The organism is Paraburkholderia sediminicola (assembly GCF_046026895.1).
Taxonomy (GTDB): domain Bacteria; phylum Pseudomonadota; class Gammaproteobacteria; order Burkholderiales; family Burkholderiaceae; genus Paraburkholderia; species Paraburkholderia sediminicola_C.
This window is the reverse complement of sequence record NZ_JAQQEU010000032.1, coordinates 1-22,648: the sequence shown is the minus strand read 5'-3', so window position 1 is coordinate 22,648 and position 22,648 is coordinate 1. Positions and strand designations below refer to the sequence as shown.

Here is a 22,648-nt window from a genome sequence, read left to right as displayed (position 1 = left end):
ATGGCGCCCGCTGCCTTGTCCAGGCGCGCGGAAGGACGAGCGAATGCGACGCTGGCCGCGCCTGCGGATTCGCACGCCACGCTGGCACCCGTCTCACCCGACGATGCGCATCTGGCGCGTTACGCGGTCACTGCGCTGATCGACGAAGCACAGCTCACGCCCAAGCCCGCGCTGGTCGACCGGCGCGGCAGCGGCGCGCATCGCGACCTCGATCTCGCGACGATGCTGCGTTCGGCGCATTCGCTCGAACCGACCTTCGCGGCGCTCGCGCGCGCCGCGCGGCGCCGTGGCGAACCGTCCGCGCTGCTGCGCACCGAACTCGCGCAGATCGGCCTCGCCGGCGAGCAGGACATGTTGCGCGCTACCGGCGGCAGCAACGCGCATCGCGGTGCGATCTGGATCGTGGGCCTGCTGGTGGCGGGGGTGGCTGTCGAGGCGCGCGCCGCTGCATCCGCGCTGGCGCCTGCGGTTGCGTCCGGCCATGCCAGACATCCAAGCGCAGCGCGAATCTGCACACGCGCCGCGCACATCGCGTGCTTCCCGGACCGTTTCGCCGCGCCCTCGGACAGTCACGGCGAACGCGCACGCCAGCGCTATCAGGTGGGCGGCGCGCGCCGCGAAGCGCAGGACGGCTTCCCGCATGTGATCGACGTGGGCCTGCCCGCGCTGCGCGCGGCGCGCGCCCGGGGAACCGGCGAAAACGCCGCGCGCGTCGACACACTGCTGGCCATCATGGCCTCGCTCGACGACACCTGCCTGCTGCATCGCGCGGGCCTGCCCGGTTTGCGCGCCGGGCAACACGGCGCGCGACGCGTGCTGGACGCCGGCGGCAGTTCGATGCCGGCGGGCCGCGCCGCGCTGGCCGCGCTCGAACACGAACTGCTGTCGCTCAACGCATCGCCTGGCGGCGCGGCCGACCTGCTCGCCGCCACCCTCTTTCTCGACATGCTGGCGCCTCACGACGCCGGCCGGAGCCCAGACCCATGGAACATCTGACCTTCGACTATCCGGCGCAACGCGCCGTCACGACCCGCGCGCATGTCGGCGTGGTCGGCTCGGGCGATCTGGAAGTGCTGCTGTCGCCCACCGGCAGCCCCGGCGCGCTCGCCGCGCACGTGGTCGTGCGCACCAGTGTCGACGGCTATAGCCACATCTGGAAGAGCGTCCTCGACCGCTTCTTCACCCGCTACGACGGCGCCGCGCAAATCGAAATCAACGACTTCGGCGCGACACCCGGCGTAGTCGCGCTACGGCTCGCGGAAGCGGTCGAAGCCGCCGAAACGGGAGACGACGCATGAACCCGCTTGCAAGCGCTCATTCCGCGCCGCTATTGCGCGACAGTTTCATCGAACTGCCGGCGCGCGAGCGCGCCCGCTCGTTGCTGGACGCGGGCAGCTTTCGCGAACTGCTCGGCCCGTTCGACAAGATCGAGTCGCCGTGGCTCGCGCTGCAAGGCGTCGTCTGCCAGGCCGACGACGGCTGCGTGATCGCGCGCGGCACCATCGGTGGCGAGCCCGCGGTGATCGCGGCGATCGAGTCCGCGTTCCAGGGCGGCAGCATCGGCGAAGTGTCGGGCAGCAAGATCGCCGCGGCGCTCGATATGGCGTTGCGCGACTGCGAACGCGGCAAGCTCGTGCGCCCGGTCGTGCTGTTCGAAACCGGCGGCGTGCGATTGCAGGAGGCCAACTTGGGCCTCGCGGTGATCGCGGAGATTCAGGCGGCGATCGTCGCATTGCGCCGGCATGTGCCGGTGGTCGGCGTGATCGCCGGCATGGTCGGCTGCTTCGGCGGCATGTCGCTCGCGGCCGCGCTGTGTTCGTATCTGATCGTGACGAAGCAGGGCCGGCTCGGCATGAACGGCCCCGAGGTGATCGAGCAGGAAGCCGGCATCGACGAACTCGATGCGAGCGACCGCCGCCGCGTATGGCAACTGATCGGCGGCGAGCAGCGCACGGCGACCGCGCTCGCCGATCGGCTGGTCGACGACGCCGCCGACGCGGTGCGCGCCGCCGTGCATGCGGCGTTCGCGCAAGGGGTGCCGGCCGCGCATCGCAGCGAACAGGTCGAGGTGTTTCTGAAGCGGCTCGCGCTGATCGATCCCGCCAGCGTCACGCCGCAGAGCATGCGTGACGTGTACAACCCCGAACTTCACGACGCCACCGGCAGGGAGCAGGCATGAGCGACACCTTTTCGAGCCGCGGCGCGCGCTGGTTCCACGCGCTGGCCGGTGAACCGTCGGGCAAGCCGCCCGTGTGGAGCGGCGATGCGTCGCTCGGCGGCGAGACCGCGCGCTTCATCGCGGTCGTGCCCGACCCCGCCAACCGCTTCCCGCGCGCGACCGATAACGTGGTCGGCCTCGAACAGGGCTGGCAGCTCGCGCGCGCCGTGCGCGAGGCGATCGAACAGGATGCGGCGGCCGGCGCGCGCCGGCCGATCGTCGCGATCGTCGATGTGAAGAGCCAGGCGTACGGCTATCGCGAGGAAATGCTCGGCATCCATCTCGCGTGCGCGGCCGCCGTCGACGCGTATGCGTGCGCGCGCGAGGCCGGCCATCCGGTGATCGCGCTGATCGTCGGACCGGCGATGTCGGGCGCGTTCCTCGCGCACGGCTATCAGGCCAACCGCATCGTCGCGCTCGACGCGCCCGGCACGCTGGTGCACGCGATGGGCAAGGAAGCCGCCGCGCGCGTCACGCGCCGCACGGTCGAAGAACTCGACGCGCTCGGCGAAACCATCGTGCCGATGTCGTATTCGATGGCGTCGTTCGCGAAGCTCGGGCTGCTCGACCGCTTGATCGAAGGCGTCGATGCGGATGCGCCGGACGCGTCGCAAATCGAGCACGTGCGCGAGGTGCTGGCTGAGCAGATTCGCAGCGCGCGCGACGGCGAGCGCACGCTCGCGCATCGGCTGGAATCGGTGGCGGCGCGCACGAATCGCGCGGCGTCGATCGAAGTGCGCCGGCGTCTCGCCGAACAATGGGATGCCGTGTGATGCGGGTGTGCGCAGCGCCACCATTTGCCGGCGCGCATGCGCTGGCATGCGACGCGCGCTGGCGGCCGCACGACCTGCTGCGCTTGCGGCGCCTGCCCGCATTCGACGACGAACCGGCGTGGGTCCGCGCGGCATTCGAGCGCGCGCCCTATGCGGTCGTCAGACGCGCACTCGCCGCCGAGGGCTTCGTCGCGATCGGTGTGCGCGGTGTCGGGCGGGCGCAGCGGTATGGCGCATGGGCACAGGCTGACGATATCGAAAGCGCCGTGCCGCCAGAAGCGTTGAGGCAAACCGCGCCGCCGGCCGGACGCGCTGCGCTGCCACCGTTCGCGGCCCTCGCCTGTTTGCGGAGCGACGCTGCCGGCCCGCTCGCCGGTTTTGATTGGGGACCGACGGGCAGCGCCGGTTTTGAACTGGCAACACGAGTGGCAACGGTGACCGCGTCGAGCGATCTCGATCTGCTGATCCGTACGCCCGAACCGCTCGCGCACGATCTCGCCCACGCATTGTTCGATCAACTGCAAGCGCTCGCGACACATGCCGGCATGCGTATCGACGCGCAACTCGAAACGCCCGTGGGCGGTGTCGCGCTGGCAGAGTGGGCGGCGGGCAAAGCGCGCGTGATGGTCCGCGGCGCGCGCGGCCCGCAATTGATCGCCGAGCCTTGGGCCGCCGCTCGGGTAACGCGTAGCGGTGTCGTCTGATGCTCGCGCTGCTGTTTCCAGGTCAAGGGGCGCAGACCGATGGCTTTTTGCACAATCTGCCGCCCAATCGCGCGGTGCGCGACACGCTCGAAGAAGCCTCCCAGGTGCTCGGCGTCGATGTGCTGACGCTGGACACGCCGGAAGCGCTCCGCTCGACCGTCGCCGTGCAGCTCGGCCTGACGATAGCGGGTGTGGCGCTTGCGCGCGCGCTCGCCGATGAACAGCTCGCGCCTGAGATCAGCGCGGGGTTGTCGGTCGGCGCGTATGCGGCGGCGGTGAGCTGCGGCGCGGTGCAGTTCGCCGACGCGTTGAAGATGGTGCGGCGGCGCGCCGAGCTGATGGAAGCGGCATACCCTTCCGGATATGGCCTCGCGGCGATTTCAGGTTTGACCGAGTATCAACTGGAAGCACTCGCCGCGCGGCATGCGGATGAGGATCGGCAGCGCGTCTATATCGGCAATGTAAATGCGCCGCGCCAGATCGTGATGGCGGGCGCGAACGATGCGCTGGACGCGTTCATCGTCCGCGCGCTGGCGGCGGGCGCGCGCAAGGCCACCCGGCTCGCGGTGAACGTGCCGTCGCATTGCGAACTGCTCGCGCAGGCCACCGATGAACTCCTCGCCTATGCGAGCGAAGTGCCTTTTCATGCGCCGCGCAGCACCTATATCGGCAATCGCGGCGGCCGGCCGTTGTATAAGGCCGACGCGATCCGCGACGATCTCGCCACCAACATGCGCTACACCGTGCGCTGGTTCGATGCGCTCACGGCGATACAGGAAATGGGCGCCCGCGTGCTGATCGAAGCGCCGCCGGGACAGGTGTTGAGCGACATCGCGCGCGATAACTTTCCAGACACTACCGCGCTCGCGGCCAGCAGCTTTTCGTTCGAAAGACTCGTGGCGACGGCTCGTAAGCGGCTTGCGATGGATTGAACGGAGCGCGAGGCGTCGCTGCGAATCGCGGCCGCTTCGCCAGCACGCCGCGTCCAGATCAACTGCCGTTTCAACGCCTTCGCATGCTGATCGCTCGCGCTGCGCGTGGGGCTGCCAACCGTAAGCCATCGGCGCTCACTCAGCGCGACGCGGATCGGCGATCCACACCCGCGCTGAAACCGCGCCATGCTCAAGGAAGGCAGCTCACCGCCAGAGCCGCCGCAGCGCAAGCAGCAACGCAACCACGCCCCACCTCACGCCTGCTCCGGCGCCCGCCCAAGCACCTGCGAATCCGACGCCGTCGCCGACGTTTCACCATGCGCGTGCCCGTGCCCATGCCCCGGCGTCGTCAGCGCGCCGGAGCCACCGGGACGTCCCACCGACTTCGCGTGCCGCTCGATCAGCCGTTGCAGCAGGCAGAACGCGCACAGCAGCGCGCCGATCACGATGCGGGTCCACCACGAACTGAGCGTGCCATCGAACGTGATCAGCGCCTGGATCGTGCCGAGAATGCCGACGCCGAACAGCGAGCCGATCACGTAGCCGACGCCGCCCGTCAGCAGCGTGCCGCCGATCACGGTGGCCGCGATCGCATCGAGTTCCATGCCCTGCCCTTGCAGACCGTAGCCCGACAACACGTAGAACGTGAACACCGCGCCGCCGAGCGCGGAGCAAAAGCCGCTCAGCGCATACACGCCGATCCGCGTGTGCGCGACCGGCAGCCCCATCAGCAACGCCGAACGCGGATTGCCGCCGACCGCGTACACGTTGCGGCCGAAGCGCGTGAAATGCGCGACATAAATCGCGCCCAGCAGCGTCACGAGCGCGATCAGCACGTTCGCCGTGACCGAGCCGATACCGATGTCCAGACGAAACGCCGAGATCTTCTGGAACGTCGGATCGGTGATCGTGATCGACTGCGTGGTGATCAGAAAGCACAGGCCGCGCGCGAAGAACATGCCGGCCAGCGTCACGATGAACGCCTGCAGGCGGAAGAAGTGAATCAGCGCGCCCTGCACCGCCCCGAACACGGTGCCCATCACCAGCACGATCGGGATGATCAGCCACACCGACAGATGCATGTGCTCGGATAGCACCGCCTCGACGATGGTCGTCAGCGCGACGACCGACCCCACCGACAGATCGATGCCGCCGGACACGATCACGAACGTCATGCCGATCGCGACGATCAGCAGGAACGCGTTGTCGACCAGCAGGTCCAGCAGCACCTGCCACGAGAAGAAACCGGTGTACATCACCGAGCCGAAACCGAACAGCGCGAAGAACAACAGGATCGTGACGGCGATCGGCAGCGTGCGCGGATCGACGAGATGGGCGAGCGCTTCGAGAAGTCGTCTCATCGTGCCACCCCGCGCTGCCTGAAGATCGACGCGCCGAACGACATCGCGAGTGCGCGCGCCGCCGGCGACTGGATCACGCTGACCGCGAGCACCACCGCCGCCTTGACCACCAGCGTCGCCTCAGGCGGCACGCCGATCGAATAGGTGGTGTAGGTCAGCGTCTGGATGATCAGCGCGCCCAGCACCGTCCCCGCGAAACTGAAGCGCCCGCCGAGCAGCGACGTGCCGCCGAGCGTCACCGCGAGAATCGCGTCGAGTTCGAGCAGCAGGCCGGCATTGTTGCCGTCGGCGCTGCGCACGTTCGAGCTGATCAGGATGCCCGCCATCGACGCGGTCAAGCCCGAGAAGCTGTACACCGCGAACACGAGCGCCTTGGAGCGCAAGCCGACCAGGCGCGTCGCGACCGGATTGACGCCGATCGCGCGAATGAAGAGTCCGAGCGCCGTGCCTTCGACGAGCGCGGCGGTGGCGAGCACGGCGATCGTCGCGATCCACACCGAACACGGCACGCCCAGCCAATAGCCGCCGCCGACGAACAGATAGCCAGACGCGCCGATCGGAATGATCTGCCCGGCCGTCAGCAGCTGCGCGATGCCGCGGCCCGCCACCATCAGAATCAACGTGGCGATGATCGGCTGCATGCCGACGAAGGACACTAGCAAGCCGTTCCACATGCCGCTCAGCACGCCGACGATCAACGCCGCCAGCAGTGCCTGCGCGACCAGCCCCGCGCTCGGCACGGGCTGCGTCGCGAGGATCGTGGCCGCGGCGGCGCCCGCGATCGCCACCACCGCGCCGACCGAAATGTCGATGCCGCGCGTCGCGATCACCAGCGTCATGCCGATCGCGACGAGCACCAGCGGCGCGGCGCGATTCAGCACATCGATCGGCGCGCCGAACAGATGGCCGTCGAGCATCCGCAGCGACAGGAAATGCGGATTCACCCACAGGTTCAGACCGCACAGCAACGCGAGCGTGATGCACGGCCAGATCAACGGACGCTCGACGCCGTCTCGCGCGAACCAGTTCGATAGCTTCATTCGCCGCTCCCCGCGATGAGTCGATAGATGTTGTCTTCGTTCGACGCCTTGCCGGCGACCTCGGCGATCTTGCGCCGGTCGCGCAGCACCGCGACGCGGTGGCTCACGCGCAGCACTTCGCTGATCTCCGACGAAATGAACAGGATGCTCAGGCCGTTCGCGCACAGTGCCAGCAGCCGGTCCATGATGTCGAACTTGGCGGCGACGTCGATGCCGCGCGTCGGTTCGTCGAGGATCAGTAGCTTCGGGTCGGTGGCGAGCCAGCGCGCGAGCAGCGCTTTCTGCTGGTTGCCGCCGGATAGCAGGCCGATCGGCTGCTCGGCGTCCGCAGCCTTGATGCCGAGCCGCTCGATCCATAGATCGGCCAGTTCACGCGCGCGCTGCCGGTTGATCTTGCGCCACCAGCCGCGCCGCGCCTGCAGTGCCAGCAGAATGTTTTCGCGGATCGACAGCTCGGCGACGATGCCCTCTTTCTTGCGGTCTTCCGCGCAATAGCCGATGCCGTGGCGCACCGCGTCGCGCGGCGAGCGCAGCCGCACGGGCCGGCCCTGCACGAGAATCGTGCCGCTGTCCGCGCGCTCCGCGCCGAACAGCAGGCGCGCGGTTTCCGTACGGCCCGAGCCGAGCAGGCCGGCGAGGCCGAGAATCTGGCCGGGTTGCACGTCGAGATCGATCGGCTGCAGCGTGCCGCGCCGTCCGACGCCGCGAAGTTCGGCGAACGGCTGCGCCGCCTGGTCGTGCTGCGGATCTTGCGCGCCGTCATCGGAGGTGTGCGCGGAATGGGCTTCGTGCGCGGCTTCGCGCAAGCGCGCGCTCATGCGCTCGTGACCCACCATCTTCGAGACCAGCTGATCGGCGGACAGATCGCGCGCCAGGTATTCGCCTTCGCGCTCGCCGTTGCGCATCACCGTGATGCGGTCGGAGATCGCGTAGGTCTGTTCGATGAAATGCGTGACGAACAGAATCGCGATACCCGATTGCTTAAGATGCCGAAGGATTTTGAAAAGCTGCGCGACTTCGCTGTCGTCGAGACTCGAAGTCGGCTCGTCGAGAATCAGCACGCGCGCATCGACCGACAATGCTCGCGCGATCGCCACCATCTGCTGCACGGCGATCGGATACGCGTCGAGCGAGCGCGTGACGTCGAGCGTCACGTCGAGGCGCGCCAGCGCGGCCTGCGCGCGCCGTTTGATGTCAGGCCAGTCGATCGCGCCGAAGCGCTTCGGCTGCCGGCCCGCGAAAATGTTTTCCGCCACCGACAGGTTCGGACACAGGTTCACTTCCTGGTAGAGCGTGCGAACGCCGGCCGCTTCGGCTTCCTGCGGCGACGCAAACGCGACCACTTCACCGCCGAGGCGGATCGTGCCCGCATCGGGCGCGATGACGCCGGTCAGCACGTTGATCAAGGTGGATTTGCCGGCACCGTTCTGCCCCATCAGCGTATGAACCTCGCCGGGAAACAGGCGGAAATCGACCCGCTGCAGGGCCTTCACACCGGGGAATGTCTTGCTGACGCCGGCCGTGGCCAGAATGGGTTCAGGCGCGCGGGCGGCGCCGTCAGCGCCGTCGAGGATGGCGCCGTGCGCGCCAATAGCCGGCGGGTTCGGTTCGGAAGCGGGATGAGTCATGGACCTCGCTCGATCGGCTATGCGTGGGTTCGGCAGGTTCCAGCGGCATCCTGTTGAAAAGAGACCGCCCGCTGCCGAAGCAGCCCGGGCGGCCAGGCACCACTGGAGAAACCTGTTCGATCTATCCGTACTCGTGCATCTCCTCCGCGCCGCCTATGCGGCGGCGCATGTCGTGAGGAAAGCCTGGTCTGCGCTTCAGTACTTGCGCGTCGGCAGAGTTTGCGCCGCAACGCTCATCGGGAAGACGGTCTCTTCCGTGAGGATGCGTTTGGGCAGCGGCTTGCCGGCCACCACGTCCTTCACCGCCGACATCAACTGCGGCCCCAGCAGCGGGCTGCACTCCACGTCGACATTCATCTTGCCCGCGGCCATCGCCTGGAAGCCGCCCTTGGTCGCGTCGAACGACACGACAACGACGTCTTTGCCCGGATGCATGCCGGCCTCTTCCATCGCCTGGATCGCGCCGAGCGCCATGTCGTCGTTATGCGCATAAACGACGTTGATCTTGTTGCCGTAGGTCTTGATGAACGCTTCCATCACCTGCTTGCCGCCGGCCAGCGTGAAGTCGCCGCTTTGCGACGCGATGATCTTGAACTTGGGATCGCTCTTGATCACTTCGATCAGACCGGAGTGCCGGTCGTTGGCGGGCGCCGAGCCGACCGTGCCCTGCAGTTCGGCGATGTTGATCGGGCCTTTATCGTCCTTGTAGTGATCTGCGAGCCAGTGGCCGCCGCGCCGTCCTTCCTCGAGGAAGTCGGAGCCGATCATCGTCACATAAAGCGAGGTGTCTTTGGCGTCGATGTTGCGGTCGGTGAGGATCACCGGAATTTTCGCGGCTTTGGCTTCGCGAAGCACCGGTTCCCAGCCGGATTCAACGACCGGCGAAAATGCGATCACGTCCACCTTTTGCGCGATGTACGAACGGATCGCCTTGATCTGGTTTTCCTGCTTCTGCTGGGCGTCGGAGAATTTGAGCTTGATCTTCGCGTCCGCTGCGGCGGACTTGACCGACTCGGTGTTGGCGGTGCGCCATGCGCTTTCCGCGCCGACCTGCGCAAAACCGAGGGTAATCTGTTTGTCCTGCGCGTAAGCGCCCGGCGTAGCCAGCGTCAGCGCGCCGATGCCCGCGGAAAGTGCGAGTGCGCCCAACGCACGACATGCGGCACGTCGTGTATTCGCCATGACTGTCTCCTGATCGTTGTTGTACAGGCGACCCAGCGAACCTGCCCAGCCCTTCGGCCCTCACGGTGCGCGGATCGTGATGTAGCGTACTGTCTGGAGCGTTAACCGTCCAATCATATGATTCGCGGAGGCAATACCAATTGTGGTATAGCCGGCGAGATCGGCGCTGGAGGGGACGCCAGCGAGCGAAAAAAAACGGAAAAATTAACGGCCCGCCGCGCGCGGCGTCACCCAGCGAAAGGTCAGATTGACCCGCTCGCCCATCACGCGCGGCTCTTTCGGAACCCGGTGCCGCCACTGTGCCTGGGTGTCGCCCTTCATCACCAGCAAGCTGCCTCCCTTCAACGAGAAAGACCGCACGACGCCGGTCTTGTTGTGCCGCAAATCGAACGTCCGCGCGACGCCCAGGCTGACCGATGCGATAACCGGCTGCGCGCCGAGTTCGGGCTCGCGGTCCGCGTGCCAGCCCATGCTGTCCGCACCGCTGCGGTAGCGGTTGAGCAGCACGCTGTTAAAGCGCGCGCCACAGACGGCCTCCACGGCCGTCCTCAGTTCGGCGACGACCGGCGTCCAAGGTTGCGGTACGTTGCGAATGCCCGAGTAGACGTACACCGCGTCCGGCTCGCCCTGCCACGCGGTCAGCCGTGGCAGCGCGACGCGGCCGGCGGGCGTGCCCATCGTGTCCTGCCGCCAGGCCACTTCGCCGATCAGCTGCGTCAAAGCGCGCGCCGCGTCGGCGGGCGGCAGCCAGTCGGGATACCAGTCGACGTCGGGCGCCGGCAGGTCGTCGAAAAGATCCATCATGCGAATTACCTGGATGCTGAATGCGATCGCGCGGACAAACCATGCGCGGTGAGAACCGTGGTGGCTATTATGGCGGCAACGACGCATGCGCTCGCTCATGTGGGTTGCGCTGTCATTCCACGCTGTTGTTAAAATTTCTCACTTTTTCGTAACGGACTGCCGTCATGACTCTTTCCGATCAGGCACTCGATCAACTTTTTCGCGAAGCGCGCACCCATCACAGCTGGCAGCCCAAGCCGGTCGACGACGCCATACTCAGGCAACTCACCGAATTGGCCTTGCTCGGACCGACCTCGGCCAATTCGAGCCCTGGCCGCTTCGTGTTCGTCAAAACGCCGCAAGGCAAGGAAAAGCTGCGTCCGGCGTTGTCGGCGGGCAATCTGGAGAAGACGATGGCTGCGCCGGTCACGGTGATCGTCGCGATGGATATGGCGTTTTACGAGCATCTGCCGCGACTCTTTCCACATGCGGACGCGCGCAGCTGGTTCGCCGGCAACGACCGCGCGATCGCGGACACGGCATTTCGCAACTCCACGCTGCAAGGCGGCTATCTGCTGCTTGCCGCCCGCGCGCTCGGTCTGGACACCGGTCCGATGTCAGGCTTCGACGCCGCCAAAGTGGACGAAGCGTTCTTTGCCGGCACCACCGTGAAGTCGAATTTCCTGATCAATCTCGGCTATGGTGATCCGTCGAAACTGTTCCCGCGCAATCCACGTTTCTCGTTCGACGAAGCCGCGCGGATTGTCTGATGCCCCGGCGCCGCTGGGTGCGGCTGGGTGCATTGGCGGCCGCTGCGCTCAGGTGAGGATCGCCACGTAAAACACAACCGTGCCGATCAACGCGCCGACGAAGCAAAAGCCCTCGTCGGCCTCGTCGCCATTCGAGCGCAGCCATGCGCCGACGACGCCGAACAGTCCCGCGATGCCCAGCGCGACGCACAGCATCACCACGCCGAATAGTGCGCTCTTGCCCAGTTCGGAGAAGTCGATGTTGCGCACGCCGAAATACAGGCCGAGGGCCATCAACGAAATACCGACGAGCGGCAACATCACATGGCTGCCCTCGCGCCCGACGTGGTGCGCGTGATGCTCATGATGCGCGTGGCGCAATTGATGGCCCGGTCTGAGCAGCTTCATGATGTGCCTCCCCCATCGCCTTTTCCGGCGACCAAACCCGTCATTGTCGAACCGCTGCGGCCCTCGCGGCGACCTTGAAACGAGCCGGTTCCTTTTGAGAATAGTCCACGCGCGGACACAATTCAAAGCCCATTTAATTAGATTGTCATAGCACGCTTTCACAGGTCTCGCGGGCGCGGGGAATTGCTGCAATGCACGATTGTGTTCGCGCTTTCCGGGGCAGAATGCGCGGTGCGTAATCCGCAAATCTGGCGCCACCGGCAAGCGCCGGCACATGCCGGTAGAATGGTTCGCCCGGTCGCGAGCAGCGCTGCTGCCCACGAGCCATCGCCGACGCTCCTCAGTTCGTGCCGGCCCCTTCCCGCCCTGATCCTCTTATGCGCCGCTCATCATTTTTTGTTCGTTTCATTCTGATTGGCATCCTGCTGCATATCTACGTTGGCTTGCGTCTGATTCCGGATATGCCGGTCGACGCCACCGGCCGCTGGGTGAGCGGCGCGTGGCTCGTGCTGTCGATCTTTCTGATTCCGCTCGGCATGATGGCGCGCAGTATCAAGCGACAACCGCTCGGCGACCGGCTTGCTTGGGTCGGCCTGCTGGCGTTGGGCTTCTTCTCGTCGCTGCTGGTGCTCACCTTCGCGCGCGACCTGGTGCTCGCCTCGCTGCTGACCGTCGATGCGATCTGGCCGAACGCCATCGCAATCGCCCATTGGCGCACGGGCTCGGCGGCCGCGGTGCCGTTGCTCGCGCTGCTGTCGACGCTGGTGGGTCTGTTCAATGCGCGTCGCCGCGCGAAGGTGGTAACGATCGATGTGCCGATCGACGACTTGCCGGCCGAACTCGACGGCTTCACGATCGTTCAGATCAGCGACATTCACGTGGGGCCGACCATCAAGGCCCGCTACGTCGATGCGATCGTCGACGCGGTGAACCGGCTCAAGCCTGATCTGATCGCCGTCACCGGTGACGTGGTGGACGGCAGCGTGCCGCAGTTGACCCGGCACACGCAACCGCTGTCGCGGCTCAGCGCCCGTCACGGCGCTTTTCTCGTAACCGGCAACCACGAGTACTACGCCGGCGCGAATGCGTGGATCGACGAGTTCCGGCGCCTGGGCCTGAACGTGCTGCTTAACGAACACGTGGTCGTGGATCACGACGGCGCGCGCGCGGTCATCGCCGGCGTGACCGATTATTCGGCAGGCCATCACGACCCGTCGCATCGCAGCGATCCGGTTGCGGCGCTCGCGGGCGCGCCAGGCGACGTGTTGATCAAGGTGCTGCTCGCGCACCAGCCACGTTCCGCCGAAGCAGCCGCGGCGGCGGGCTTCACGCTGCAGTTGTCGGGCCACACGCACGGCGGCCAGTTCTTCCCGTGGAATTTCTTCGTGCGCCTTCAGCAGCCGTTCACGGCGGGTCTCGCACGCCTGGACGGACTGTGGGTGTACACGAGCCGAGGCACCGGCTATTGGGGCCCGCCGAAGCGGCTGGGCGCGCCGTCGGAAATCACGCGCTTGCGCCTCGTACCCGGCGAGCCGGACTAGCTTGACGCTTAGCAGATTGATTACTGCGCCGGCGCGACGGCCACGCTGACTTGCGGCGCAAACGTCACCGACACCCGCATGCCCGGCGTGACATTGGCGACCGCCGCCGGTTCACGGCTCTGGATATGGAACGCCGAGCCGTCCGCGCCCTTCAGCGCCAATACGCCGGTCGCGCGATCGATTGCCGTCACCTCGGCGGTCAACGTTTGCGCGGTGTCGCGCGGGGCGGCTTGCGCGAGCTTGCCTTGATCGTCCGCGGCATGCGTGACCCGGATCACCGCGTTGCGGATCATCCGGATATGGACCCTGCTACCCAATGAGATCTGCGCGAGGTTGCGCGCGTCCGTGACGGTGAAGGCGCCTTCGCCGCCATGCGCGTCGAGCACGGTCAACGAGTGCTTCGCCTGGTCGATTGATTTCACGACGCCTTCCGCCTGCATCGTGCGGCTGCCTTCGAACGGTGCGGGCAGAAGCGCCGCGGACGATACAAGCGGCGCAAACGCCAGCAACGCGCCGGCAACGATGCCGGAAGCTTTCACTTTCATACATTCCTCAAATAGGCTGGACGGCGGAAAAGCAACGATGTCGTGCTGATGAATGGCGCGTGGCTCGACGCGCAAAGACGACTGTGCAGTACACGTACCAACACGCGAGCAAAGCCGTCACAAGCAAAGCGCAAAATGCGCATGTGAATTGAGCACCGCAGCAGCACGACACGCTCCGGAGTATCCCGACAGTGTGTTTTCCAGGACGATAAGCGTCAATATTCGGAGTCCGTATTTACGCGCGGATTGTTCCGTAAAGATCGGTCGAAACGTCCTCAAGCATGCGACGAAGCATTCGATCCGTCCCGCGACCCTGGCTTGACTTGAGTTTGCCTAGCTGCCTGGAATTCGCCAACTCCATTCAACCGAACATGCGCGCCAACCTTTCTGAACGATGACATTCGAATTCGTCTGGCGGCTCCTTGCCGCCTTTGCCTGTGGCGTCGCCATCGGCCTCGAGCGGCAGATGCGTCAGCGCAGTGCCGGCCTACGCACCATCACGCTGGTCGCGAGCGGCGCGTGGCTGTTCGTCACGCTTGGCGTGCTGACGGCACCGGCACGGCCGGCATCTCGCAAATCGCCGCGTATGTGGTGTCCGGCGTCGGCTTTCTCGGTGGCGGCGTCATCATGCGCGACAAGGGTTCCATTCAGGGGATCAACACTGCGGCGACGCTGTGGTGCTCGGCGGCGGTAGACGTGTTGTGCGGCGCGGGTCACTACGGGCCGGCGCTCGCCGGCACCGCGGTCGTGTTGCTGACCAACACGGTGCTGCGCCAAGTGAGCCGCACGATCAACGCCGCACCGGTTTCAAACGCCGACCTGGTGCGCGAGTACATGCTGACGATCGTCTGCCGCGAGGCCGACGAGATCCACATTCGCACCGCGATTTCCAATTCGATGTACTCGACGCCACTGTCGTTTCAAAGTTTGACGAGCGAAGACGTCGAGCACGATACCGGACGCATCCGCGTGACGGCGACGCTCAAGCGGCATCCGAAAGACCAGTCGAAGCTCGAACAGACGGCATGCCGGCTGAGCATGGAAAAGAGTGTCTCCAGCGTGAGCAGGACGGCCAGAGAAGCGGAGCCGACGCCGGAGTGCCGCGTCGCGTGCAGGCTCCCCTTGTCAGCGCGCATCGTCTACACTTCATCTGCACTAGATCAGAGATTGTTAATTCCGCGTCCTGAACATGGACGGTCCCGTCACCTTCGACTAAGCTCTAGCACCGTGATTTTTTTCACTTAACCATGGAGTACCGAATATGGAACACGGCATCATTGCATGGCTCATCATCGGCGCGATCGCGGGCTGGCTCGCAGGTGTGCTGGTCAAGGGTGGCGGCTTCGGCCTTATCGTCGACATCATTGTCGGGATCGTCGGCGCGTTCATCGGCGGCTGGCTTGCCGGCGTGCTGCATATCTCGCTGGGCGGCGGCTGGATCGGCTCGATCATCACCGCTGTGATCGGCGCGGTCATTCTATTGTTTCTTATCCGCCTCATCCGACGAGGCAGTTGAGCACCGCATCTGATGTCCGAAGAAGCGTCAGGGGGGAACGCCATCTGACGCTTCGCTGTTTCAAAGACCCGTCCGGGTCGCCGGCAACATCGAGCCGGTATCATGCAACCGCATATGCCAGGCGAAGGCCTGGTCCAACCGATGCGGCGTCTGCCCTCCCCCTCCCAAAGCGTCCCGATAGTAGTCACGCAGCAGATCGCGATACAGCGGGTGTGCGCAGTTTTCAATGATCAACATCGCGCGTTCGCGCGGCGCCAGGCCGCGCAGATCGGCAAGACCCTGCTCCGTCACGACCACGTCCACGTCGTGTTCGTTGTGATCGCAGTGCGGCACCATCGGCACGATGCTCGAAATGCGGCCGCCCTTCGCCATCGACTTCGTGGCAAAGATCGCGCACGACGCGTTGCGCGCGAAGTCGCCCGAGCCGCCGATGCCGTTCATCATGTGCGTGCCGCCCACGTGCGTCGAATTCACGTTGCCGTAGATATCCAGTTCGAGCGCGGTATTCAGCGCGATCAGACCAAGCCGGCGAATCACTTCAGGATGGTTGCTGACTTCTTGCGGACGCAGCACGAGGCGGTCGCGATAGCGCGCCAGTTCGCTGAACACCTGCGCCTGGCGCGCGGCCGACAACGTGATCGATGCACCCGACGCGAAGGTCACCTTGCCGGCGTCCATCAGATCGAAGGTCGAATCCTGCAGTACTTCTGAGTAAATTTCGAACGCGTCGAAAGGCGAATCGACGAAGCCCGCGAGCACGGCGTTCGCGATCGTGCCGATGCCCGCCTGCAAGGGCGGCAATTGCCGGGGCATGCGTGCGCGCGACACTTCGTGCCGGAAAAATTCGATCAGATGGCCGGCGATCAACTGGGTTTCCTGATCCGCCGGGAGCACCGTCGACGAACTATCGGCCATATTGGTGATGACGATCGCCGCGATCTTCTCGAGCGGAATCTCGATGGCCGGTGTGCCCACGCGGTCCTGCGCACGAACGATGGGCAGCGGCTCGCGGTTCGGTCTGCGGCCCGGAATCCAGATGTCGTGCAGCCCTTCGAGCGCGAGCGGCTGCGCAAGATTGATTTCGACGATCACCTTGTCGGCGAGGATCGCGAAGCTGGCCGAATTGCCGACCGAGGTGGTCGGCACGATGCCGCCGGTCTCGGTGATCGCGACGGCTTCGATGATGGCGACGTCGAGTTTGCCGAGCTGGTTCGCGCGCAGCATCTCGACGGTTTCGGACAGATGCTGATCGACGAACATGACCTCGCCGCGATTGATCGCGTCGCGCAAGGTCTTGTCGACCTGGAACGGCAGACGGCGCGCGAGCACGTTCGCCTCGGTGAGCGTGCGGTCCACGTCATGACCCAGCGATGCGCCCGTCATCAACGTGATACGCAGCGGCTTGCCGTCGGCGCGCGCGCGCTCCGCCAGCGCCACCGGGACGGCCTTGGCGTCGCCCGCGCGCGTAAAGCCGCTCGCGCCCACGCGCATGCCGTCCTGAATCAGAAGCGCCGCTTCGGCGGCTGAGGTGATTGTTCCGCGCAGTGCGGTACAACGAATCCGGTCTTCGTACATGAAACTGACTCTCTCCATAATCCCCAGGTGCGGACTACCGGTGCGCACGTCTGCGGTGTGCTTCGCTCAGTAGCCAGAATGTCGCACCCGCCGCGGCGTCGCCCCGGCTTCTCGATGGGGACGGCGTCGCGGCCTCGTGTTGCGCCGTTTGCGCAGGGGTCGCGGCAGGTGCTACCCGTACTTCAGGTGTTGCTCGTGGCGCTACTTAGCTGCCGAAATAGATATTGCAGAAGCTCACCGGGCCGACGCACTCTTCTGCTTTGGCCTTCGGCGCTGCGACGCGGCCGTGCGCGGCGACGTCGTCGGCGCGCTGCTGCGCATTCGCCTGGGCAACTTGTTGCTCCGGTGCGGCAGGTGCTGTTTGCGCATGAGCGATAACAGCGGACAGAGAGCAGGCAATCAGGGCAATCTTCAATACTTTCATTTCATTCTCCAGGGCTTACGGTAACTGCGTGGCAGTGGTGAAACTATAGGATTGCCACTCACGCAGATAAACGGGGCTGGCCGGAAGTGATCTTTCCAATTGGTGGAAGGATCGCTGGGAATGGAGGGAGTCGGCGCGGATCGCCTAACGCGCGTTGAACGGCGCGTCCTTGTCGAGCAACGCGGTGCGAATGAAGTGCAGGCACCCCAGGATGCGCTGCATGTCGTGCCGTCTGTCGCGATCGGCATGCACCTTTTGCAGCATGTCCTGCGCGATCCACGTAGCCGAGCGCACGGAGACGAGTGCTCGTTCGAGCGCTCGCGTATCGGGCCGCTCGAAGAGCAGCGCGAGGTCGGCGCGAGTGCGCTCGATAGCACCGCTCCAGCGTGGAAAAAGCGCGTCCGCATAAGCGGCGCGCGCCGCTTCATTGCGCAGATCGATCACCGCGTGGCCGACTTCGAGCGTGGCGAGCATCCAGCGCAACGCGTCGCGCCGACGCCGCGAACGCCGCGTCAGGAGCATGCGCAGTTGCGAGGTCAGGTCGTGCGTGCTCGACTGGAAACGCTGATTGAGTCCCGGCAATTCGCCCTTGCACGCGAACACGGCTTGCGCGCGCAAGTCGCTCATGATTCGTTCGATGAGCCACGGCATGTCGGCTGGAAAGACCACCGCGAAGACGAGCGCCGCCAGCAGCATCGACGCCGTGAGCGCGATGCCGTTATTGACGAGCAGATCCGGTGCATAGGCGACGACGTTGTCCGGTCCCGCGAGCAGGCAGAAAAACACCGAAAAACCGATGCCGTACCCGGCTGCATCCTTGCGTGTCGCGATGAATGCGCCGAGCGCAAGCACGGGTGCGAGCATGGTGCAAAGCAATGGGAAGCCGTCGATGTTCGGATACACGTAGCACGTGAACAGATAGCCGGTCATGGTCGCGAGCACCGCGCCGACCGCCATCTGCCCGGCCATCTTCGTCGCGTTCGGCGCGGTCGACGTCAACGCGCATGCCAGCGCCGCGCCGATCATCGCGAGGCCGCCGCTCGGCCAGTCGGTCGCGATCCAGAATGAACCCGCAATTGCCATCGCCACCGCGGAGCGCACGAACGTAAACCCGACGACGAAGCTGTTCGTGTGGCTCACGTAGCGGCTCGGATTGCGCCGCTGCGGCTGGCTCTCTGGCTTGCGCCGAGCCAACGATGCGTAGATCTCCGAATAGCGGATCCACTCGTCGACGAAGCGGTATAGCAACTCCGCCGCCGTGTCGAAGTCCGCCAGCGATTCGGCGGCTGCCGGCTCGAGTGGCCGTCTCGTTTCGCGCACGCGCCGTGGCAGATTCGCCTGGAAGAGACGAAGGCCGCCCAGTTGCGCGGCATCCGCAGCGTCCGCGGCCGGCGCGCAGCGCGGTGCAAGCAGTGCGGCCAGTTCATGGAAGTACGGTGTGATCGCCGCGATCACCGGTGCCGCGCCGCTCGCGCGCAACCGCTTGAGCAACTGGTGCAATGCGTGTAGCCGCGCGCAGGCATCCATGAACTCGCCGTTCAGACGGCCGAGATGCTGGCTGCGCGAACGCATCGCCGGGTCTTCGAAGGCGGCGAAGGTACGCGTCGCCTCGAAACCGACGATCTCGTCGACGAGGTCCGCAAAGCGCCGCTCGAATTGGCCACGCTCGATACCGCGATCCAGCACGTCGGCAGCGAACGCTGTAAAATTTGCGAATCGATTTCGCAGCGCGCGCCGCAGCGCAAGACTCGAGCGCTGCGGCACGATCAGCGCACTCACCGCGCTTGAACACACGATGCCGACCGCCACTTCCGCCGCGCGCGTAAGCGCCGCCAGAAACAGATCGTGCGGCGCCGTGACATTCGGAATGCCAATCAGGGCGGCGGTGTAGCCCGCCAGCACGAAGCCGTACCACCTGAAATGCCGATACCGGACTGCCGCAGCAATACAGGCGCTCACCCAGCCGATCATGCCGAGCATATACAACTCGGGCTGCTGAACGAACAGCGCGCCGAGCGCGAGCGCGGCGACCGTCCCAACCGCTGTGCCGAGAATCCGATAGAAACTCTTTGCGAGCACCATCCCGCTGAACGGTTGCATCAGCACGAACACCGTCGTCATCGCGATGCGCGGTTGCGGCAGATCGAACAGCATCGCCATGCCCAGCGCCAGCAGACCCGCCGTGACGGTTTTCAGCAGATGCAGCCAGATCAAACCGTCGCTGGTCGACCAGTCGCGTACGGCGGGAATGAACGCCTTGCGATTGAATGTTTGCCACAGCACGCTGCACGGGCGGAAGAGGTCCGCCGTCGGTTTGATCGCATGTTGGCGTTTCATCTGAAAGCAATGCGTCCCGGTTGGTCGCTGAAAGAAGCGCCGGCGAACACCGCACACACCGGCAGGCAAGGCGCCGATTGTAGGAGCATGCTATGGAGGCATTAAGGGGATAGGTGCGGAACGTCCCTTCCAGAACGGACAACAATGCGCCTGCGACACAGGCGGACAATACGGCTTCTGCCGTGAAATAGAAGGATCGATGGATACGTTACAAAATATGCGAGTGTTCGTGCGCGTGGTCGAAGCGGGTAGTTTCACCGCCGCCGCGCAGTCGCTCAATTCGACGACCGGCGCGATGTCGCGCGCGGTCTCGGAACTCGAAGCCCATCTGCGTACGCGCCTGCTGAACCGCTCGACGCGACGACTCGCGCTCACCACTGCGGGCGAGCGCTATCTGAAGCGCTCCCAGCAGATTCTCGCGGATGTCGACACCGCGGAAGAGGAAGCCAGTTGCGCGCACGAGCGGCCGACGGGTGCCTTGCGCATGCATAGCTTCGCGAGCATCGGACAGCATTATGTGTTGCCGGCCATCAAGCGCTATCGCGCGCTTTATCCGGAGGTGACCGTCGAATTGACATTGTCGCAGCGCATGCCGGATCTGTTCGAAGGCAGCGCCGATGTCGCCGTGATCGGCGCCTCGACTTTGCCGGATTCGGATCTCGTGTCGCTGCCGCTCGGGACGACCTTCAGCATTTTGTGCGCTTCGCCGGCTTATGTGCGCGCGCACGGCGCGCCTCAAAAGCCGGCTGATCTAGCGAATCACGAATGTCTGATCCTGCACACGCCGGCATTTCCACCGCACGAATGGGTGCTCGACGGCCCGCACGGCAGCGAGATGATGGAAGTGAACGGCCCAGTGCACGTGAACATCGCGGAGTCGCTGATCGTGGCGATTCGCGAAGGAATGGGTATCGGGATGGTGCCGCTTTATGCGGCTATTTCGGGGTTGCGTGATGGCACGTTAGTGCGAGTGTTGCCGGAACATACGCTGCAAAAGATGAATGTTTATGCGCTGTATCCATCCCGCAAGTTCATCGATGCAAAGACAAGGACGTGGGTCGAATTCTTGCGTACACACCTGCCGAACGTGATTGCACGCGATGAGGCGCTGCTGGCTGAGGTCGGGCAAGCGAATTCCGGTGATGTCGAGTTGCCTGTGGGAGGAAGGTAAGCGTCGCGGCGCGGCCATCTTGATCTGTGCAATCGGAGACGCCAAAGTGGTTCCCACCATTTTGAGTCTCGTCTTTACCCACAAATAAGGTCATTCGTTCTGCCTGAAGATGCGGTACATCTCCGTAATCTCGTGCAGAGCGAGAAAGCCGCGCCACATAACGGTTGGCCCAGGTGGACGATCATGCTTGCGCGCGAGGTAACCGCCGAGTTTTGCGATCCACAGCACGACCTGCGTCAGCGTTGGAAGCCGAGCAGGCAACGTCGTCGTGTTGTGTACGCGGCAATACAACGCGCGCCATTCAAGTGGTTGAAGCAGCACATCGCATGGCAGATCGCCGTCTATTCGGGCCAGCAACGTCGCGTACAAGATGCGCCAACTGATTACGGCAAATAAGGCGGTGGCACGCACGAATCGATCGAGATTGCCGAATTGCCGTGCCTCGACGCGACAACCGCTCTTGAGTATGCGATGCCACGACTCGATCGTCCAACGCCGCTCATACCATTCCAGGCGTTCCAGTGCTTCTTCGCGAGTATTCGTGGGCACCGAAGTGAGTAGCATCCATTCAAGGGGTTCATGACCTTCGGCAACATCCGCTTCTAGGGCGTGAATCGCGAACACCTCAACGTTGGGTAATCTTCTGGGGCGTCGATAGCGCGGTGGGCGCAAGCTCACCGGCGCGCATCGCAACGTTAGGCGTGCGGTGCGTGCGACCGTGCTACCCGAACCTGGAGTCTTCAATTCAGTGAAGCCCAGCACCGGCGCTGCGACGATCGTCTCCCACAGATACTTCTGCGGATGCGCCACCCTGCGATTCCAGCTCGCACGAACTAGCCAGTCGACGCCAGCAGGGCGATCGGCCCTGAATACGTCGTAAATGTCTCCCTCACGATCGCATACGCCAATGCAATGCGTCTGCGGACAATGCGCTTTGAGCGCGCTCAGGTGTTCCAGTCCTTCAAGCCATTTCGCGCTTTCCTTCTCCCGGATCGTGCGCCGCCTGCCCAACTCGCCCTTACCGCGCTCCTCGGGTGTACGCGTCCAGGTCTTCATGCCCAACACACCCAACGGCAACCCTTCTGGGGTTACCGCCAGCATGCTATGCATCATAAAACCGCGAAGATTATGGCCTGCGCAATGGCCTAGACCTTCCGTCGCATGCAGATGCGTAAGATTGAATTCGGTCGTGTCCTGTACAGCCAACACGACCGACGCCTCCCGCATGCGTTCGAGCGTTCGACCAATATGCGAACCGAGCACGCCGTCGGGATCTACCTTCGGATTATCAAAAAACCGGTACGCAGCTTTAAGGTCCGCGCCTTTAAGCGACTGGGGAAAAGAACATTGTGGAGCGCCCGACAATCTACCTGCAAGTGCGATCAAGCGCTGAGTTAGGCGAGCGTCACCCAGTTGCGCCGCGCCGAACTCAACACTTGCCCAGTCATCGGGATCGCTCGCATCAGACAATGTTGAACATCGCCCACAAATGTCGTATGGGCGGAAGTTAACATCACGCGTCGCAGTTTACAAGTCAACCCGCCAAAGATGTGGGTAAAGATCAGATTTTGAGTAGTGGGAACCATTTTGGGATCAGAAGAGAAGCCACCGTCGGGAACACGTAAAGGCAGCCCGAACCATAGCCCAGAGTTTCGACGTCGCCTGGCCGCGGCTGCAGGTGAACCAGGCGTTTCTGTTTCGAAACTCGCCCGGGAACATGGCATCAACGCGAACATGTTGTTCAAGTGGCGGCGGCGTTAC

Annotated in this window: 22 protein-coding genes and 1 pseudogene; 12 read left to right on the top strand and 11 right to left on the bottom strand. The window is 64.7% G+C overall.

Annotation, left to right across the window (positions count from 1 at the left end; genetic code table 11):
- From PQR02_RS21990 to mdcH, 6 genes are read left to right on the top strand one after another with little or no spacing between them, the layout of a single operon-like run.
- A complete protein-coding gene (locus tag PQR02_RS21990) occupies nt 1-996 on the top strand; it encodes a triphosphoribosyl-dephospho-CoA synthase (RefSeq protein WP_408235740.1) in 996 nt (331 codons plus the stop codon).
- The gene (locus tag PQR02_RS21985) at nt 984-1,298 is read left to right on the top strand and encodes a malonate decarboxylase subunit delta (RefSeq protein WP_408235737.1); all 315 of its coding nucleotides are present in this window, start codon (nt 984-986) and stop codon (nt 1,296-1,298) included. Before PQR02_RS21990 ends, PQR02_RS21985 begins: the two co-directional genes overlap by 13 nt.
- Nucleotides 1,295-2,179, top strand: coding sequence for a biotin-independent malonate decarboxylase subunit beta (locus PQR02_RS21980; RefSeq protein ID WP_408235734.1), 885 nt, complete (start codon nt 1,295-1,297; stop codon nt 2,177-2,179). The genes PQR02_RS21985 and PQR02_RS21980 overlap by 4 nt, the downstream gene beginning before the upstream one ends.
- The gene (gene mdcE / locus PQR02_RS21975) at nt 2,176-2,991 is read left to right on the top strand and encodes a biotin-independent malonate decarboxylase subunit gamma (protein ID WP_408235731.1); all 816 of its coding nucleotides are present in this window, start codon (nt 2,176-2,178) and stop codon (nt 2,989-2,991) included. The genes PQR02_RS21980 and mdcE overlap by 4 nt, the downstream gene beginning before the upstream one ends.
- Nucleotides 2,991-3,695: a malonate decarboxylase holo-ACP synthase gene (locus PQR02_RS21970; RefSeq protein WP_408235728.1), complete on the top strand. Its 705-nt coding sequence runs from the start codon at nt 2,991-2,993 to the stop codon at nt 3,693-3,695. Before mdcE ends, PQR02_RS21970 begins: the two co-directional genes overlap by 1 nt.
- Entirely contained in the window at nt 3,695-4,627 is a 933-nt protein-coding gene (mdcH, locus tag PQR02_RS21965; protein WP_408235725.1) for a malonate decarboxylase subunit epsilon, read from the top strand. The genes PQR02_RS21970 and mdcH overlap by 1 nt, the downstream gene beginning before the upstream one ends.
- 254 nt (nt 4,628-4,881) lie before the next feature.
- Here the strand turns inward: mdcH and yjfF are convergent, their stop codons facing one another.
- From yjfF to PQR02_RS21940, 5 genes are all read right to left on the bottom strand, one after another.
- Nucleotides 4,882-5,988 (bottom strand): galactofuranose ABC transporter, permease protein YjfF, encoded by a 1,107-nt coding sequence (gene yjfF, locus PQR02_RS21960; protein WP_408235722.1) that lies wholly within the window; start codon nt 5,986-5,988, stop codon nt 4,882-4,884.
- Complete coding sequence (locus PQR02_RS21955) at nt 5,985-7,028, bottom strand: ABC transporter permease (protein WP_408235719.1); 1,044 nt, start codon at nt 7,026-7,028, stop codon at nt 5,985-5,987. The genes yjfF and PQR02_RS21955 overlap by 4 nt, the downstream gene beginning before the upstream one ends.
- Nucleotides 7,025-8,656 carry a sugar ABC transporter ATP-binding protein gene (locus tag PQR02_RS21950; RefSeq protein WP_408235716.1) on the bottom strand — a complete coding sequence of 544 codons (1,632 nt, stop codon included), beginning with the start codon at nt 8,654-8,656 and terminating at the stop codon, nt 7,025-7,027. The genes PQR02_RS21955 and PQR02_RS21950 overlap by 4 nt, the downstream gene beginning before the upstream one ends.
- A 195-nt stretch (nt 8,657-8,851) precedes the next feature.
- The gene (locus tag PQR02_RS21945) at nt 8,852-9,838 is read right to left on the bottom strand and encodes an ABC transporter substrate-binding protein (RefSeq protein ID WP_408235713.1); all 987 of its coding nucleotides are present in this window, start codon (nt 9,836-9,838) and stop codon (nt 8,852-8,854) included.
- Nucleotides 9,839-10,042: 204 nt separating this feature from the next.
- Entirely contained in the window at nt 10,043-10,642 is a 600-nt protein-coding gene (locus PQR02_RS21940; protein ID WP_408235894.1) for an alpha-ketoglutarate-dependent dioxygenase AlkB family protein, read from the bottom strand.
- A gap of 164 nt (nt 10,643-10,806) precedes the next feature.
- On the opposite strand from PQR02_RS21940, the gene PQR02_RS21935 reads away from it, so the two are divergent.
- Nucleotides 10,807-11,391 carry a malonic semialdehyde reductase gene (locus tag PQR02_RS21935; protein WP_408235710.1) on the top strand — a complete coding sequence of 195 codons (585 nt, stop codon included), beginning with the start codon at nt 10,807-10,809 and terminating at the stop codon, nt 11,389-11,391.
- Nucleotides 11,392-11,439: 48 nt separating this feature from the next.
- Here PQR02_RS21935 and PQR02_RS21930 read toward each other — a convergent pair whose 3' ends face one another.
- Nucleotides 11,440-11,778: a hypothetical protein gene (locus PQR02_RS21930; RefSeq protein ID WP_408235707.1), complete on the bottom strand. Its 339-nt coding sequence runs from the start codon at nt 11,776-11,778 to the stop codon at nt 11,440-11,442.
- Between the two features lie 377 nt (nt 11,779-12,155).
- Here PQR02_RS21930 and PQR02_RS21925 point away from each other — a divergent pair, with 377 nt between their 5' ends.
- Nucleotides 12,156-13,319 carry a metallophosphoesterase gene (locus PQR02_RS21925; protein WP_408235704.1) on the top strand — a complete coding sequence of 388 codons (1,164 nt, stop codon included), beginning with the start codon at nt 12,156-12,158 and terminating at the stop codon, nt 13,317-13,319.
- Nucleotides 13,320-13,339: 20 nt separating this feature from the next.
- On the opposite strand, the gene PQR02_RS21920 is transcribed toward PQR02_RS21925, so the two are convergent.
- Nucleotides 13,340-13,864 (bottom strand): hypothetical protein, encoded by a 525-nt coding sequence (locus tag PQR02_RS21920; RefSeq protein ID WP_408235701.1) that lies wholly within the window; start codon nt 13,862-13,864, stop codon nt 13,340-13,342.
- Nucleotides 13,865-14,258: 394 nt separating this feature from the next.
- Here PQR02_RS21920 and PQR02_RS21915 point away from each other — a divergent pair.
- Both PQR02_RS21915 and PQR02_RS21910 read left to right on the top strand, forming a co-directional pair.
- Nucleotides 14,259-14,962, top strand: a pseudogene (locus PQR02_RS21915) (MgtC/SapB family protein); the annotation flags it as partial.
- Nucleotides 14,963-15,125: 163 nt separating this feature from the next.
- Nucleotides 15,126-15,380: a GlsB/YeaQ/YmgE family stress response membrane protein gene (locus PQR02_RS21910; protein ID WP_149672522.1), complete on the top strand. Its 255-nt coding sequence runs from the start codon at nt 15,126-15,128 to the stop codon at nt 15,378-15,380.
- Nucleotides 15,381-15,440: 60 nt separating this feature from the next.
- Here PQR02_RS21910 and scpC read toward each other — a convergent pair whose 3' ends face one another.
- From scpC to PQR02_RS21895, 3 genes are all read right to left on the bottom strand, one after another.
- Nucleotides 15,441-16,955, bottom strand: a complete 1,515-nt coding sequence (gene scpC, locus PQR02_RS21905) for a succinyl-CoA:acetate CoA-transferase ScpC (RefSeq protein ID WP_408235698.1) — start codon at nt 16,953-16,955, stop codon at nt 15,441-15,443.
- A 205-nt stretch (nt 16,956-17,160) separates the two neighbouring features.
- Nucleotides 17,161-17,379 (bottom strand): hypothetical protein, encoded by a 219-nt coding sequence (locus PQR02_RS21900; RefSeq protein ID WP_408235695.1) that lies wholly within the window; start codon nt 17,377-17,379, stop codon nt 17,161-17,163.
- 144 nt (nt 17,380-17,523) lie between these two features.
- Nucleotides 17,524-19,716, bottom strand: a complete 2,193-nt coding sequence (locus PQR02_RS21895; RefSeq protein WP_408235692.1) for an FUSC family protein — start codon at nt 19,714-19,716, stop codon at nt 17,524-17,526.
- 199 nt (nt 19,717-19,915) lie between these two features.
- Here PQR02_RS21895 and PQR02_RS21890 point away from each other — a divergent pair, with 199 nt between their 5' ends.
- Nucleotides 19,916-20,887 carry a LysR family transcriptional regulator gene (locus PQR02_RS21890; protein ID WP_408235690.1) on the top strand — a complete coding sequence of 324 codons (972 nt, stop codon included), beginning with the start codon at nt 19,916-19,918 and terminating at the stop codon, nt 20,885-20,887.
- Nucleotides 20,888-20,977: 90 nt separating this feature from the next.
- Here the strand turns inward: PQR02_RS21890 and PQR02_RS21885 are convergent, their stop codons facing one another.
- Nucleotides 20,978-22,357, bottom strand: coding sequence for an IS4 family transposase (locus PQR02_RS21885; protein ID WP_408235687.1), 1,380 nt, complete (start codon nt 22,355-22,357; stop codon nt 20,978-20,980).
- Between the two features lie 105 nt (nt 22,358-22,462).
- On the opposite strand from PQR02_RS21885, the gene PQR02_RS21880 reads away from it, so the two are divergent.
- The coding region (locus PQR02_RS21880) for a transposase (protein ID WP_408235684.1) at nt 22,463-22,648 on the top strand (186 nt) is incomplete at its 3' end.